The following is a 14,329-nucleotide window of genomic DNA, read 5'->3' on the forward strand; positions in this document are numbered from 1 at the left end:
CTGAATATCACCGATTACCAACGGGGGTTGCGCTATTGTCATCGCCGATTTTTGCGTTGTTGGGTGGTATGTCAGTGAAACTTATCTGGTTGAATGAAAATATAGCGGCACTGCGTGTGGCGTCTCCCTTGGTCTGGCAAGACGAGTTACAACCGCACGGTTTGTCGGCCTTGTTGCAGTTACAGTCGCTGCCGCAGCCATTACCGGCGGAAATCATTCATTTGCAGCTGGCATTACCCGGCGCTTTAGTGCCCGATGATGGCCTGTTGGCAGCGCTCACCCGGCAATTGCCGCTTGCCAGCGGTTTTATCAGCGATCAGTTGCAGCAGGGGCATAAATTGTTGATGACCGCCGCCGATGGGGGGCTACTCGGTGTCATGATGGCGCAGTGGCTTGTCTGCGAAGGAACTGCTCCCGTGCATGCGGTGGCGCAGGTGCGGACACTGTATGATGATGCCTTTAGTGTGGATGGCTGGGATCAGTTCATTTTTGATGTGTTATACCGATTGCAGGCATGAAGCACTTGCCGGTAAAAATTGCCAGGGTGCGACACAGACCGGCAGCATCAGGGCTAAGACATGTTATGCTAAATTATCTTCCCCCAGGGTTTAACGGCTAATACCTTATGAAAAACAAGGCAAATCAGTCTCAGGGATTACTGCTTTTCCGATTGTCGGCACGTCAGTTGTTTGCCATGGGAACGCTGAAAATTCGTGAGCTGGTGCCGTTTCAGCCGCTTAATCAGTTGCCCAATAGCCACCCCTCCATCGTCGGTGCCGCCATGGTGCGGGGAAACACCATTCCCATCGTGGATATGGCGGCGGCGGTAGGGTACAAACCCTTAACGGCAGAGGAGCGGCAGTCGGCTTATATCATCATTACCGACTGCCAGCGAATGGTCATCGGTTTTCTGGTGCGGGGCATCGAAAGAATCATTGAATGCAACTGGCATGACATTGAAGCCCCACCCTCAAATTTAGGCAAAAATGCCTTTCTGACCGGTGTTACCCGTTATGAAAATCAGCTGATCCAGCTACTGGATTTGGAGTTGCTGCTGGCCAACACTTTCCCAGAAGCTGCCCAGCAGTTGGCCAGTGTGACCGATATTCAGCGCGAATTGTTGCGACCACTGCGGATTTTGCTGGTGGATGATTCCAAAGTGGCCCGCAAGCAGTTAAGTGATGCACTGGATGCGCTGAACATTCCTTATGATGTGACCTCCAACGGCCAGCAGGCGTTATCCATGATGGAGGATTGGGCCGCAGAAAAACGCCCGGTGGACATCTTGGTGAGCGATATCGAAATGCCCGGACTCGATGGCTATGAACTGGCGTTCGCTGTACGTGACAATCCATTGCTGCGCCATGCCTACATTATTTTGCACACCTCCCTGTCCAGTGAAATTAGTGTGGGACAGGCCCATCAAGTGGGCGCCAATGAAGCCTTAACCAAGTTTGACGCCCGGGAATTGGTGGAAGCCATGTTGCGAGGAGCACAGGCGTTGTCACAAAAGTGACCGGTTATTATTGCAAATTCGGCGATTTTACCTGTGGGTGGCTGGACAAGCCGGCGCATCTCCGATAAAAACGTAGCGTCAATGGCGTTCGCCATCATGCATAATAACGATAGGTCAAGCAATGAATCCATCTCCCTCCCTGTTGTTGAAGCGCCTGCTTCACACCAGTTTAGTGTTACAAATCTTTGTGGGTATCGTGGCAGGTATTCTGCTGGCGGTGTTGGCCCCCCAGTGGGCAATCAATACCGCATTTCTAGGCGAGCTGTTTGTGGGCGCCCTGAAAGCCATCGCCCCCATACTGGTATTCGTGCTGGTTGCGGCATCCATTGCCAACCAGAAAAAAAATACCCAGACCAACATGCGGCCCATAGTGATCCTCTACCTTGTGGGTACCTTTGCCGCCGCGCTCACCTCCGTGATTGCCAGCTTTATGTTTCCCTCCATGCTGGAGTTGCAAACCTCCCAGCAGCAATTAATGCCGCCACAGAATATTGTGGAGGTGTTGCACACGGTATTGTTCCGCCTTATTGATAACCCGGTAAATGCACTGCTTACCGGTAACTATATCGGCATTTTGGTCTGGGCGCTGGGCCTTGGGCTGACACTGCGCCACGGTACTGATGCCAGTAAACAGGTGTTCTGGGATGTTGCCCATGGTTTGTCCCAGATGGTGCGTTTTGTGATCCGTTTTGCGCCTTTGGGGGTGTTCGGGCTGGTGGCCGTATCCGTGGCCAAAACCGGTTTTGGCGTATTGGCGGGCTATGCCCATCTGCTGGGGGTATTGCTGGGGGTCATGCTGTTTATCGCCCTGGTGGTCAATCCGCTGCTGGTTTACATCAAAATCCGTCGCAATCCGTATCCCTTGGTGCTGACCTGTTTGCGGGAAAGTGGCGTGACGGCATTTTTCACCCGCTCCAGTGCAGCCAACATTCCGGTGAACATGGCGTTGTGTGAGCGCCTGAAACTCCATGAGGACACCTACTCGGTATCCATTCCGCTGGGGGCTACCGTCAACATGGGCGGTGCTGCCATTACCATTACCGTGCTCACATTGGCGGCGGTGCATACCCTGGGGATCCCGGTGGATATGCCTACGGCACTGCTATTGAGCATCATGGCGGCGGTGTCTGCCTGCGGCGCCTCCGGGGTGGCCGGCGGTTCTTTGTTGTTAATTCCGTTGGCTTGCAGTTTGTTTGGCATCGATAACGATACCGCCATGCAAGTGGTGGCGGTGGGCATGATTATCGGTGTGATCCAGGATTCGGCGGAAACGGCGCTGAACTCCTCTACCGATGTGGTGTTTACCGCGGCTGCTTGCATGGCAGCAGAGCGCCAGCAATCATAATCCGCTCATGAGTGTTTATACAGAAGGCAGCCTTATGGCTGCCTTCTGTTTTGTCCGCAAAATCCACTACCGTTGTGAAACATATCACCAATTACTGAAATAGTCCGCTGACCGTGATTTTGATCGCGCTTTTGCATAGCCAATGGGTTACACTGCGCACAGTTGGTCAAATAGTGACTAACCATTTGCTTTGTAAATAAATTGTTGTTTTTGTCAAAGTCATGATCACGGTTTGCTTGGGGGCAAAAGTATTATGGGGTTACTGCTGGATATTCAGGGCAAACTCCCCGTGCAGCTGCACGGTTTGAGTAAATTGTCGGGTGTCTCCGCATTAGAGAAACGGCGCAAGTTGCAACGTCTACGTCACAGCGATAAACGCCTGATTGGCTGCTGGCGCGATCCACGCCAGAATCTGAACGACGATGTGTTGTTGTATCAACACAACGGCCGCTGGTTTATGGAAACCTGGTTCAGTGACGGCTGCCATAGCCTGGATGAAATGACCGCACGGGACACGGCTGACGGGGTGCGGCTGGAAGAGCTGGACGGTAACCTTTTTGGCGAGTACCTGCTATTGCAAGAGGGTCATGCCTTGTGTTTCTGTAACGATAACGGCAGTTGCGTGGTCGCCAGCAACCAGGCTGACGACAAAGCGGTTAACGGTTAGTCATGGTGACGTTATGCCTGACGGTGTAACGTCCCCTCACTTAAAATCCCGCCACACTGACAAAGTGCATCTCTTTGCCTGACCATGGATGGTTGAACATCAGGCTGGCAGCATGCAGGCACAAGCGTGGCCGCGCCTGCTGTATGTGTTCATCGCCATAAAAATCATCCCCCAGAATGGGGTGCCCCAATGCCAGCATGTGTACCCTTAACTGATGGGTGCGCCCGGTTTCCGGTTGCAGGGCCACCAGTGTGGAATGGGCCCGGCGCTCCAGCACCCGGTAATGGGTGATGGCTTTGCGGCCGTCATCATCCACCTTTTGCAGCGGCGGGTGTTCTTTATCCGCTGCCAGCGGCAAATCCACCGTGCCTTCCTCCAGTGCCATATGGCCGTCTACCTCGGCAATGTAAAGCTTGTCATTACGGCGCTCCTGAAATTGGGTTTTCAGGTTGGACTCCGCTTTTTTGCTGCGGGCAAACACCATGATGCCGGAAGTGGCGCAGTCCAGACGGTGCACCAGCAGGGTTTCAGGGTAACGTTGTTGCAGGCGGGTGAGGGCGCAATCATGGGTGGCTTCCGCCCGTCCCGGATTGGACAGCAAACCGGCGGGTTTGTTAATCACAATGATGTCACGGTCACGATAACGGATATCCAGCCACGGCAATACGGGGGGATGATAGTGGAACTTCTGCATAAAGCCTCCTTGAGCGGGCGGGCATTTTACCAGAAACCGCTGCTCAGGGCAGGTATGGTTCCGGTGTTTTACGGGCCAGAATGCGGCTATAGGCCATCAATTGTGGATACAGGGTACGAAAGCTGATTTCAATTTCCCTATCCAGTTGCTGCAGCACCTTGTCGGTGCCTTTAAACAGCTGCGGGGTGGTGGAGAGGCGCGCGGCCTGTTGCAGCATGGCATTGAGCCCGTTACGGCTGCTCAATGCCTGCAGCCAGTTGTCCCGCTGCATTCGGGGCAACAACTGTGGCAAGGGCTGTGGCAACTCAGTGGCCGCGGCCAGTTGCTGATAAGCCTTAGGGCAAAATGCCGCCAATGGCTGTGAATGGTACTCCTCCCAGCAGCGGGCCAGCATATGATCAAATGCCAGGGCGATTAAGGTGGTGCTGATGGGCCCCAGGGCTTTGGCAAACTGCGCTCGCAGCTCTTGGGTGAGCTCGTGCTCTGCACTTAACTGATGAATTTGTTGGCCAAGCCACATCCCTTGCCGGTAGGGTTTTGGCTGGGCGTCAATATCGCCCTTGATAAACTGGGCGGCCAGGTGCCCGGGCAACGAGGTGTTACTGATATCGGCCAGATGCAGCGGGGCCAGAAAGTTCATAATTTGTACTTGCGCGATTTTGTCATCGGGCTATTATGTCGCACGATAGCCTGAAAAGCATCCCGGATGCACAGGTAAACCATGACGAGCGTGACGCTCTGGTAAATTTTCCAATGTATCGGTTTTAAGGATCAAGGATGATGTGGAACTGGCTTGGTAAACTGATGGGTAAACCCCAACCTTCCCGGCGTAAACGGGTACAGGTTGACATCCCGTTTGAACAGATTTTAGCCACCCCGCTGGCAACGGCACAATTCAAGCGCAAAAATCTCACCAGAGCAGCGTCCAAGGATTCTTGATCTTGTTCTGAGCAGCCCCTAGACTAGCGGTCGTTTTTCGCTATGCAGAGGCGCCTCGATGCGAGTTGCAGATTTTGCTTTCGATCTTCCTGAAGAGTTGATCGCCAAATTCCCCATGCCTGAACGCAGTGCTTCCAGACTTTTAACCCTGGAAGGAAACAGTGGTGCGCTCAGCGACCTTCATTTCACCGATATTCTGGATCTGGTGCAAGAAGGCGACTTGATGATCTTCAACAATACCCGGGTGGTACCAGCGCGGGTATTCGGCCACAAAGCCAGTGGCGGCAAGCTGGAAATCTTGCTGGAGCGCATGCTGGATGACAAGCGCATGCTGGCACATGTCCGCAGTTCAAAATCCCCCAAACCCGGCGCTGACATCGTGCTTGATGGCGGTTACAAACTGACCATGCTGGCACGCCATGACGCCCTGTTTGAGCTGGAATTGCAAGGCGATGGCACCATTCTTGGCATGCTGGAAGCGGTGGGGCACATGCCGTTGCCGCCTTATATTGACCGTCCTGATGAAGATGCGGACAAAGAACGTTATCAGACGGTTTACAGCAAAAATCCCGGCGCCGTGGCAGCCCCTACCGCAGGCCTGCACTTTGATCAGGCATTGCTGCAAAAACTGCAGGCCAAAGGGGTCAAGCAGGCTTTTGTCACCTTGCATGTGGGCGCGGGTACTTTTCAGCCGGTACGGGTGGATGACGTGCTACAACACCATATGCACTCGGAGTGGGCCAATGTGCCCGCCGAGGTGGTGGATGCCATTCGCGCCACCAAGGCGGCCGGTAAGCGGGTGATTGCCGTGGGTACCACCTCGGTGCGGTCGCTGGAAAGTGCGGCCAAATTCAATGGCGGTGAGCTGCAGCCTTTTTGCGGTGACACCGATATCTTCATCTATCCCGGGTATGATTTCAAAGTGGTCGATGCCATGGTCACCAACTTCCATCTGCCCGAGTCCACGCTCATCATGCTGGTGAGCGCTTTTGCCGGTTATGAACATGTGATGAAAGCCTACCAGCATGCCGTGGCGGAGAAATATCGTTTCTTCAGCTATGGCGATGCCATGTTTGTGACCAAAAAAATAAACTGAAAGGCCGCTCTGCGATACACTGCGCCATAAAAATTGCGCAGCCTAACCGGGGTAACAGCCTGCGGTTTGGCTGCTGATGTTACGGGTCTGCCGCTTGATGCGGTGGACTGAAGGGTCGGACTGTTTCTCTGACGAGGTAAATAATGAAATTTGAACTAGATACCACCGACGGCCGCGCCCGTCGTGGCCGCTTGATATTTGACCGTGGCACGGTGGAAACCCCGGCCTTCATGCCGGTAGGTACTTACGGCACTGTTAAAGGCATGACCCCTGAAGAAGTGCGGGCCACCGGTGCGGATATTCTGCTGGGTAATACCTTTCATCTGTGGTTGCGCCCCGGTGAAGAAATCATGCGCAAGCATGGCGATTTGCATGACTTCATGAACTGGCCGCGCCCCATCCTGACAGACTCCGGCGGCTTTCAGGTGTTCAGCCTGGGGGATATCCGCAAAATCACCGAAGAAGGGGTGCACTTCCGCTCGCCCATCAACGGCGAAAAAATCTTTCTCGATCCGGAAAAATCCATGCAAATCCAGCACTCGCTGGGCTCGGATATCGTGATGATTTTTGATGAATGCACGCCATATCCGGCCACACCGGATGAAGCCCGCAAATCCATGGAGATGTCGCTGCGCTGGGCCAAACGCTCCCGGGATGAGTTTGACCGGCTGGAAAATCCCAACTCCCTGTTTGGCATCATCCAGGGCAGCATTTATGAAACCCTGCGGGATGAAAGCCTCAAAGGCCTGGTGGATATTGGCTTTGACGGCTATGCCATCGGCGGTTTGGCTGTGGGTGAACCCAAAGCGGACATGCACCGTATTTTGGAGCATGTTTGCCCGCAAATCCCCGCTGACAAACCCCGTTACCTGATGGGAGTGGGCAAGCCGGAAGATTTGGTGGAAGGCGTGCGCCGTGGCGTAGACATGTTCGACTGCGTGATGCCAACCCGCAACGCCCGCAATGGCCACCTGTTTACCAGTGACGGCGTGATAAAAATTCGTAACGCCCGTCACAGGGATGACACATCGCCATTGGATCCTGAATGTGATTGTTATACATGCAAACACTATTCCCGGGCCTATTTGCATCATCTGGACCGTTGTAACGAGATGCTCGGTGCCCGGTTGAATACCATTCACAATCTGCGTTATTACCAAAGATTGATGGAAGGTTTGCGTGGCGCTATCGAGACAGGTACATTAGACGCCTTTGTTACGGATTTTTATAGCCGTCAGGGGCGTGAAGTTCCTGCACCGATTGATTGAATCCAACGTTAATAAGAAGAGAAAACTATGTTTATTTCAAATGCTTATGCAAGTGCCGGGACTCCCCCTCAATCCGGCGGCACCATGGAACTGGTGTTCATGCTGGTTATTTTTGCACTGATTTTCTATTTCATGATTTTCCGTCCCCAGTCCAAACGCGTGAAAGAACACAAAAACCTGATGGCTTCTCTGGGCAAGGGTGATGAAGTGCTGACCAGCGGCGGACTTGTGGGCAAGATTGCCAAGATTGCCGATGACAATGATTACGTGCTGATTAGCCTTAACGATGACACTCAAATCACCATCAAAAAAGACTATATTGCGGCGGTATTGCCTAAAGGCTCTATGCAGTCGCTGTAAGCCAAGGGAGCTGAGGCGTGTTAAATAAGTATCCTATGTGGAAGAACCTGATGGTGATTATTATCATCGCCATCGGGGCTTTCTATGCTGTGCCCAACCTCTTTGGTGAGGATCATGCGGTGCAGGTGGTGGGCACTCGCGGTAGTGCGGTCACCCCGACCACCCAGAGCCAGGTCAACGATCTGCTCACCAGCAAAGGCATCAAAATCAAACGCTCAGAACTGGAAAATGGCCAGTTGCTGGTGCGGGTGAGCAATGCCGAAGAGCAGTTGCTGGCCAAAGAAACCATTGCCGCAACCCTGGGCGATAAATTTACCGTGGCGCTTAACCTTGCGCCAGCCACGCCAAAATGGCTGGAAAATCTCGGTGCCAACCCCATGAAACTGGGGCTTGATTTGCGTGGCGGCGTGCACTTCCTGATGGAAGTGGACATGAGCGAAGCCATTCGCAAAATGCAAGAAGCCAAGGTGGCTGATTTTCGCAGTCAATTGCGGGAGCAGAAAATCCGTTACGCAGGCGCCAAGGCTACGGCCAGAGGCATTGAAGTGCGTTTTCGTGATAGTGAAACCCTGGTTAAGGCCGAGCAGTATCTGAAAACCCATTCCAACAACGAAATGGTGTTCACCGACGCATCAAGCGGGGATAACTATGTATTGTTGGCGGCGATGAGCGAGCAGTATCTGCGCCAGATCAAGGAAGATGCACTGACACAGAACATCACCACTATCCGTAACCGTGTAAACGAGTTGGGTGTGGCCGAGCCTGTGGTGCAGCGCCAGGGTGCCGAGCGGATTATTGTCGAGTTGCCAGGCGTGCAGGATACTGCCCGTGCCAAGGAAATTCTGGGGGCTACGGCGTCCATTGAATTTCACATGGTGGATCAGAAAACCGATTTGGCTGCAGCAAAAGCCGGACGGGTACCTGCGGGGTCTGAGGTTTACAAGCGCCGTGAAGGTGGTGAGGTTGTCATGTATAAAGAGGTTATGCTGACCGGTGATCATATTACCGGCGCCCAGCCTAGCTTTGACCAATACAGCCGGCCACAGGTGAGTATCAACCTGGATGCCAAAGGCGGCAGCATTTTCTCTGATGTGACCAAAGACAACATCGGTAAGCCCATGGCCACCCTGTTCATTGAGTACAAGGATAGCGGTGAGCGCAATCCTGATGGCTCTGTGAAAATGAACAAAGTGGAAGAGGTGATTTCCGTGGCCACCATCCAGGCCCGGCTTGGACGCAACTTTGTCATCACCGGCCTTAGCCATGGTGAAGCGCAGAATCTGGCATTGCTGTTACGTGCCGGTGCTTTGATTGCGCCTGTCTCCATTGTGGAAGAACGCACCATTGGCCCGAGCCTGGGGGCTGAAAACATCCAGAACGGCTTGCAGGCCATGCTGTGGGGCTTGGTGGTGGTACTGGTCTTCATGATGATTTACTACCGGGCATTCGGGGTGATTGCCAACCTGGCACTGACCGCCAACCTGGTAATGGTCGTCGGCGTGATGTCCATGATCCCTGGTGCGGTACTGACCTTGCCCGGCATTGCCGGCATGGTGTTGACCGTAGGGATGGCTGTGGATGGTAACGTGTTGATTAACGAACGTATTCGTGAAGAATTACGCGGCGGTCGTTCTATTCAGCAAGCTATCCATGAAGGCTACGCCAACGCATTCTCCACCATTGCAGATGCCAACATTACCACATTCATCACCGCCTTGATTTTGTTTGCGGTGGGTACCGGCGCCATTAAAGGTTTTGCCGTGACCCTGATGATTGGTATTGCCACATCCATGTTTACCGCCATTGTCGGTACCCGTGCGATTGTGAACGCCCTTTGGGGTGGCAAGCGTCTGAAAAAGCTGTCTATATAAGGAGAACGTGGATATGTTGCAGATTTTATCCTTTAAAGGCTCAGTCAACTTTCTCCGCTATGCTCTGCCCATCAGCATCATGTCGATGATTCTGGTGGTGTTGTCCGTGGTGTCTTTGGCAACCAAAGGAATTAACTGGGGGCTGGACTTTACCGGTGGTACCTCCATTGTACTGACCTTTAGCCAGCCGGCAGATTTGAACACACTGCGTGGAAAACTCGACACTGACATTGTGTCTGGCGCGGTAGTGCAAAACTTCGGTTCCAGCCGCGACGTTGTGGTGCGCTTGCAGACCAAAGACGGTGTAAAAAGCGATGACCAGGTAAAACTGGTGTTGAATGCCGCCAAAGCGCAAGACCCGCAGGTTGAGCAGAAAAGCGTGGAGTTTGTAGGGCCACAGGTAGGGCAGGAGTTGGCAGAGCAGGGGGGACTGGCGGTACTGGTAGCGCTGATCTGTATTCTGCTTTATGTGACTTTCCGGTTTGAATGGCGTTTGTCACTGGGGGCGGTTGCGGCGTTGGCCCATGACGTGACGGTGACACTGGGGCTGTTTTCATTCCTGCAGCTGGAGTTCGATTTGACCGTTCTGGCAGGGGTGCTCACCGTGGTGGGGTATTCTCTTAACGATACCATCGTGGTGTTTGACCGCATCCGGGAAAACTTCCTGAAAATGCGTAAAGCCACGCCGGTAGAGGTTGTGAACGCCTCCATTACCCAAACCATGAGCCGTACCATTATTACCACAGGTACCACCATGATTACCGTGATTGCCCTGTTCCTGAAAGGGGGCACACTCATTCACGGGTTTGCTACATCATTGTTGATGGGGATAACCGTGGGGACTTACTCATCCATCTATGTGGCCAGTTTCCTGGCGATTAAGTTGGGTGTGTGTCGTGAACACATGATGCCGGTCCAGGTGGAAAAAGAGGGCGCTGATCAGCCTTCTATCATGCCATAAGAGTTGGCGGACAAACCTAAAAAGCCATCTTCGGATGGCTTTTTTTATGTGCGTTCTCGGGGGAGGAGGCGCATCCAGTGTCTGTAAATGTTGACAAAAAGTAAAATTTTGCATGGTGTAACTCGACAGACCCCCTCTTGAGGCAGTAGCATGTGCCCTGACAAAATTTGTACAGTCGTTTTTTTGTCCTGATGAATTATTCCTGATATTTCTTTGTCCGAACGGTAAAGATAGGTGGTAGGAAATCCCATGGAAGAACGTAAAGTATTGGTTGCCGGTGGAAATTTGCTTCAAGCTCATACATGGAAAGGTATGTTGGAGACGTGCGGGATCACCGTAGAATTACGGGGCGAAGCCCTGATGGGCGGTGTTGGCGAGCTGCCGGTGGATATGCAGACGGTGGAACTTTGGGTCGCGGAGTCCCAACTGGAGCAGGCGCAGACGCAACTGGCCTTGCTGGATGCTGAGCAGCCACAATGGCAGTGCCTGCAATGCCATGAATGTAATGAGGCCAGCTTTGAATTGTGCTGGAATTGCGGCGCCGAGCGCAGTGAATCCCATCATTGATACCCCCATGAACGCGATGCTGACATGAGATGAAGATTGTCGGCCATTGCCGTTGTTCTTGTTATGGCCGTGTGGCCTGTTTATGCCCTGTCTGCCGTTTTTGGATGGCATAGGGAACTGATTGATTTTAGCCTGTTTGCCTCAGCCACTTTACCTGATGATAATTGCGGCATTCACGTTGCCTTGTCGTTTATCCCTTGCCATAAATGCCCGCTCTGTCACGCCACTGCCGTGATACGGTAGCGCATCATAAGCCATAAATAAAAAACAGGTCTGCAGCAGGCACAGTGTTTTTTGTCATGCCTGTTGGTGCGGTGCTGCGAACGGTCAGCCTCTGCATTAAAGGGCTGGGCGTGGAGCATGGCGGCGTTTTTATCCCGCTGGAGGATAAATGGAGGTTGAGGGATTACAATTTACAGATGAAACGTAGCCACCGTACCCGCAAGTATTTGTTTTTGTAGTGATGAAAACCACAATGTTCCACATGATTTCAAGCAGTTTACGTGCCACACCACGATACCAAGATGGGATCAATCCTACCAGCATGCGGCGGGTGATAATGAGAAAAGAGGCTTACTCATATGGTAAAAACTCAATATAAAAAGGGGCTCGGCAGGACGGCCATTGTCTTGCTAATCACTTTTTTTTCGGTGTGCATTTCCGTATTAATCACGTTCGTCATCATGGAAAATTTTGGTAATGGCATTAGTGGCGTCAGTTTTGCCAATGCGGTTATTGCGCCATTATTAATCGCACCATCCGTTAGTTGGTACATCATTGGTTTGTTGGTAAAGATATCCTGCTTGGAAGAAGAGCAAAGAATTATTGCCACTTATGATACGTTAACCCACTTATTAAACCGTCGTCCGTTTTTGGATAAATTTGAAAGGTTATTGCGCCTTGCCCGCAAGAAAGGACAACTGTTATCCGTCGCCTATATAGACATTGATAACTTTAAAAAAATCAATGATACCCATGGCCATGTGGGTGGCGATGCGGTTTTGGCCGCCTTTGGCGCCCTGATTGTTAACAACGTCAGAAAGGGCGATTTGGCTGGGCGTATTGGCGGCGAAGAGTTCATTATCGTGTTTCCGGATATTGACGTGAAACAGTCGGTCATCATTTTAAATAAAATACAGGGGTTGATAAACGCGCAGGTAGTGGCCACTCAAGCCGGCAGTGTTGCTTACACCATCAGCGTGGGGGTAACTGAACTTAATCAATATAATGATGTATCCCTGGATGAGTTGATTAATCAGTCAGACACCGCACTTTATAAAGCCAAAGCGGCAGGAAAGAATTGCATCGTAAATTATTTTTACAACGATTGAAAAACAAAGGATAACAGGTGGCTAACCACCCGTTACCCATGAAAAAAGCCAGTCCTGTGGACTGGCTTTGAGGTCTTCATGTTGCGTTTATTTTTTAATAATTAAGCTTCTTCAATATCGGAGGCGGCAAGTTCTTGCGCTTTGCCTTTGGCGATATACATGACCAGTACGGCAATGCATACGGTGGTGATGGTGCCGGCGATGGTGGCCACTGTCATTGGCAGGCCTGCCCCCAGGGTGCTGGAGCTCAGCAGGAAGCTGATCACCACATCGGTCATGAACATGGCGGGCACGGTACAAATCCAGTGCAGCTTGTTATGACGGATGAGATAAGCGGATGCAGTCCACAGCATCATTACCGCAGTTGCCTGGTTGGCAACACCGAAGTAGCGCCAGATGATGCCAAAGTCTACTTGGGTCAGTATCGCGCCGATGACGAACAGCGGGATGGCCAGTACCAGACGTTTGGAGATTTTCACCTGTGGCATGTTGAAGTATTCAGACAAGATCAGACGGGCTGAACGGAATGCTGTGTCGCCAGAGGTGATAGGCAGTACGATAACCCCCAGTACCGCCATGAAGCCGCCAACCGCACCCAGCAAGCCTGTAGATGCACCGTATACCACGTTAGCAGGGTTGCCACCCATGGAGTCGTTCAGGCCTTGTACGCCATCGTAGAAAGACAGGGCAATGGCACACCAGATTAACGCAATGATCCCTTCGCCAATCATGGCACCGTAGAATACAAAGCGTCCGTTGGATTCATTTTCCACACAGCGAGCCATCAGCGGTGACTGAGTGGCATGGAAACCGGATACCGCACCACAGGCAATGGTGATGAACAGTGCTGGCCACAGTGGAGCATCTTTAGGGTTCAGGTTTTGCAGGAAGTCACCCGGGGTGAAACCAGGCAGCAGGGTGTGTTGATCAGATACCATGATGGCAATGGTCAGCCCTACGGACATGAACATCAGCAAAGCCCCGAAGAAGGGATACAGACGGCCGATGATTTTGTCTACCGGAACGATAGTGGCAATCAGGTAATAGACGAAAATGATCCCCACAAACATGGTAACGCTCATGCCGGTGAGTTTACCCAGCAGTCCGGCCGGGGCAGAGATAAACACCACGCCTACCAGCAGCAGCAGGATGATGGCGAAAATGTTCATGAAGTTTTTCGCCCCTTTACCCAGATACTTGCCTGCCAGGTTAGGAACGGATTGACCATTGTTGCGTACCGACAGCATGCCGGAGAAGTAATCGTGCACTGCACCGGCAAAAATACAACCGATAACAATCCACAGCATGGCTGCAGGACCGTACAACGCCCCCAGGATAGGGCCAAAGATGGGACCTACACCGGCAATGTTCAGCAGTTGGATCAGGTATACCTTGCCTTTTGACATGGGCACATAGTCCACACCGTCAGTTTGGGTATACGCTGGCGTTTTGCGTTGAGTATTAATACCAAAAACTTTTTCTACGAAAGCGCCGTAGATAAAGTAACCGCCGATCAGCAGACCGACACAGATCAGGAACCATAACATAGGTTTGTCTCCCCCCAATTAGAATCGTAGCAAGTGTAAGGGATTGGCTGCTGAGGCCAAGTGGTGTTTGGGTGAGCGGTCAAAAGCGGGGGGTGAACGGTTTCATCTGCAGGTTAGCGGTTTTGGCAAACGGCCAAGGGTTATGGCTATCAAGGGGCCGATGAACG

15 protein-coding genes are annotated in these 14,329 nt (G+C 52.3%); 12 read left to right on the plus strand and 3 right to left on the minus strand.

Annotation, left to right across the window (positions count from 1 at the left end; genetic code table 11):
* Positions 1 to 74 precede the first annotated feature (74 nt).
* The 4 genes from ACIDEJ_RS01595 to ACIDEJ_RS01610 all read left to right on the plus strand — a co-directional run bounded on the left by ACIDEJ_RS01595 (position 75) and on the right by ACIDEJ_RS01610 (position 3,528).
* On the plus strand, positions 75 to 518 hold the full coding sequence (locus ACIDEJ_RS01595; RefSeq protein WP_411986331.1) for a hypothetical protein: 444 nt from the start codon (positions 75 to 77) through the stop codon (positions 516 to 518).
* A gap of 107 nt (positions 519 to 625) precedes the next feature.
* Positions 626 to 1,516, plus strand: a complete 891-nt coding sequence (locus ACIDEJ_RS01600; protein ID WP_411986332.1) for a chemotaxis protein CheV — start codon at positions 626 to 628, stop codon at positions 1,514 to 1,516.
* A gap of 121 nt (positions 1,517 to 1,637) precedes the next feature.
* Positions 1,638 to 2,861, plus strand: a complete 1,224-nt coding sequence (sstT, locus tag ACIDEJ_RS01605; protein WP_411986333.1) for a serine/threonine transporter SstT — start codon at positions 1,638 to 1,640, stop codon at positions 2,859 to 2,861.
* 253 nt (positions 2,862 to 3,114) lie between these two features.
* Complete coding sequence (locus tag ACIDEJ_RS01610) at positions 3,115 to 3,528, plus strand: hypothetical protein (protein WP_411986334.1); 414 nt, start codon at positions 3,115 to 3,117, stop codon at positions 3,526 to 3,528.
* Positions 3,529 to 3,568: 40 nt separating this feature from the next.
* On the opposite strand, the gene ACIDEJ_RS01615 is transcribed toward ACIDEJ_RS01610, so the two are convergent.
* Both ACIDEJ_RS01615 and ACIDEJ_RS01620 read right to left on the minus strand, forming a co-directional pair.
* Positions 3,569 to 4,222 (minus strand): RluA family pseudouridine synthase, encoded by a 654-nt coding sequence (locus tag ACIDEJ_RS01615; protein ID WP_411986335.1) that lies wholly within the window; start codon positions 4,220 to 4,222, stop codon positions 3,569 to 3,571.
* Between the two features lie 43 nt (positions 4,223 to 4,265).
* A complete protein-coding gene (locus tag ACIDEJ_RS01620; RefSeq protein WP_411986336.1) occupies positions 4,266 to 4,862 on the minus strand; it encodes an ACP phosphodiesterase in 597 nt (198 codons plus the stop codon).
* A 137-nt stretch (positions 4,863 to 4,999) separates the two neighbouring features.
* On the opposite strand from ACIDEJ_RS01620, the gene ACIDEJ_RS01625 reads away from it, so the two are divergent.
* The 8 genes from ACIDEJ_RS01625 to ACIDEJ_RS01660 all read left to right on the plus strand — a co-directional run bounded on the left by ACIDEJ_RS01625 (position 5,000) and on the right by ACIDEJ_RS01660 (position 12,615).
* On the plus strand, positions 5,000 to 5,161 hold the full coding sequence (locus tag ACIDEJ_RS01625) for a hypothetical protein (protein ID WP_411986337.1): 162 nt from the start codon (positions 5,000 to 5,002) through the stop codon (positions 5,159 to 5,161).
* A gap of 58 nt (positions 5,162 to 5,219) precedes the next feature.
* Positions 5,220 to 6,257, plus strand: coding sequence for a tRNA preQ1(34) S-adenosylmethionine ribosyltransferase-isomerase QueA (gene queA / locus ACIDEJ_RS01630; RefSeq protein WP_411986338.1), 1,038 nt, complete (start codon positions 5,220 to 5,222; stop codon positions 6,255 to 6,257).
* Positions 6,258 to 6,400: 143 nt separating this feature from the next.
* Positions 6,401 to 7,525, plus strand: a complete 1,125-nt coding sequence (gene tgt / locus ACIDEJ_RS01635; RefSeq protein ID WP_411986339.1) for a tRNA guanosine(34) transglycosylase Tgt — start codon at positions 6,401 to 6,403, stop codon at positions 7,523 to 7,525.
* Positions 7,526 to 7,552: 27 nt separating this feature from the next.
* Entirely contained in the window at positions 7,553 to 7,885 is a 333-nt protein-coding gene (gene yajC, locus ACIDEJ_RS01640; protein WP_411986340.1) for a preprotein translocase subunit YajC, read from the plus strand.
* A gap of 17 nt (positions 7,886 to 7,902) precedes the next feature.
* A complete protein-coding gene (gene secD / locus ACIDEJ_RS01645; RefSeq protein WP_411986341.1) occupies positions 7,903 to 9,756 on the plus strand; it encodes a protein translocase subunit SecD in 1,854 nt (617 codons plus the stop codon).
* Between the two features lie 13 nt (positions 9,757 to 9,769).
* On the plus strand, positions 9,770 to 10,717 hold the full coding sequence (gene secF / locus ACIDEJ_RS01650) for a protein translocase subunit SecF (RefSeq protein WP_411986342.1): 948 nt from the start codon (positions 9,770 to 9,772) through the stop codon (positions 10,715 to 10,717).
* 249 nt (positions 10,718 to 10,966) lie between these two features.
* Positions 10,967 to 11,284 carry a putative signal transducing protein gene (locus tag ACIDEJ_RS01655; protein WP_411986343.1) on the plus strand — a complete coding sequence of 106 codons (318 nt, stop codon included), beginning with the start codon at positions 10,967 to 10,969 and terminating at the stop codon, positions 11,282 to 11,284.
* A gap of 581 nt (positions 11,285 to 11,865) precedes the next feature.
* Complete coding sequence (locus ACIDEJ_RS01660) at positions 11,866 to 12,615, plus strand: GGDEF domain-containing protein (protein WP_411986344.1); 750 nt, start codon at positions 11,866 to 11,868, stop codon at positions 12,613 to 12,615.
* A gap of 101 nt (positions 12,616 to 12,716) precedes the next feature.
* Here the strand turns inward: ACIDEJ_RS01660 and ACIDEJ_RS01665 are convergent, their stop codons facing one another.
* Positions 12,717 to 14,162 (minus strand): carbon starvation CstA family protein, encoded by a 1,446-nt coding sequence (locus ACIDEJ_RS01665; RefSeq protein ID WP_411986345.1) that lies wholly within the window; start codon positions 14,160 to 14,162, stop codon positions 12,717 to 12,719.
* Between the last annotated feature and the right edge of the window lie 167 nt (positions 14,163 to 14,329).

The organism is Shewanella mytili, assembly GCF_046765975.1.
Lineage (GTDB): Bacteria > Pseudomonadota > Gammaproteobacteria > Enterobacterales > Shewanellaceae > Shewanella > Shewanella mytili.

What these genes read in the sequence shown, in the direction of transcription:
- ACIDEJ_RS01600 (WP_411986332.1), top strand. Translation starts at nt 626, where the DNA reads ATGAAAAACAAGGCAAATCAGTCTCAGGGATTACTGCTTTTCCGATTG.
- sstT (WP_411986333.1), top strand. Translation starts at nt 1,638, where the DNA reads ATGAATCCATCTCCCTCCCTGTTGTTGAAGCGCCTGCTTCACACCAGT.
- ACIDEJ_RS01610 (WP_411986334.1), top strand. Translation starts at nt 3,115, where the DNA reads ATGGGGTTACTGCTGGATATTCAGGGCAAACTCCCCGTGCAGCTGCAC.
- ACIDEJ_RS01615 (WP_411986335.1), bottom strand. Translation starts at nt 4,222, where the DNA reads ATGCAGAAGTTCCACTATCATCCCCCCGTATTGCCGTGGCTGGATATC.
- ACIDEJ_RS01620 (WP_411986336.1), bottom strand. Translation starts at nt 4,862, where the DNA reads ATGAACTTTCTGGCCCCGCTGCATCTGGCCGATATCAGTAACACCTCG.
- ACIDEJ_RS01625 (WP_411986337.1), top strand. Translation starts at nt 5,000, where the DNA reads ATGATGTGGAACTGGCTTGGTAAACTGATGGGTAAACCCCAACCTTCC.
- queA (WP_411986338.1), top strand. Translation starts at nt 5,220, where the DNA reads ATGCGAGTTGCAGATTTTGCTTTCGATCTTCCTGAAGAGTTGATCGCC.
- tgt (WP_411986339.1), top strand. Translation starts at nt 6,401, where the DNA reads ATGAAATTTGAACTAGATACCACCGACGGCCGCGCCCGTCGTGGCCGC.
- yajC (WP_411986340.1), top strand. Translation starts at nt 7,553, where the DNA reads ATGTTTATTTCAAATGCTTATGCAAGTGCCGGGACTCCCCCTCAATCC.
- secF (WP_411986342.1), top strand. Translation starts at nt 9,770, where the DNA reads ATGTTGCAGATTTTATCCTTTAAAGGCTCAGTCAACTTTCTCCGCTAT.
- ACIDEJ_RS01655 (WP_411986343.1), top strand. Translation starts at nt 10,967, where the DNA reads ATGGAAGAACGTAAAGTATTGGTTGCCGGTGGAAATTTGCTTCAAGCT.
- ACIDEJ_RS01660 (WP_411986344.1), top strand. Translation starts at nt 11,866, where the DNA reads ATGGTAAAAACTCAATATAAAAAGGGGCTCGGCAGGACGGCCATTGTC.
- ACIDEJ_RS01665 (WP_411986345.1), bottom strand. Translation starts at nt 14,162, where the DNA reads ATGTTATGGTTCCTGATCTGTGTCGGTCTGCTGATCGGCGGTTACTTT.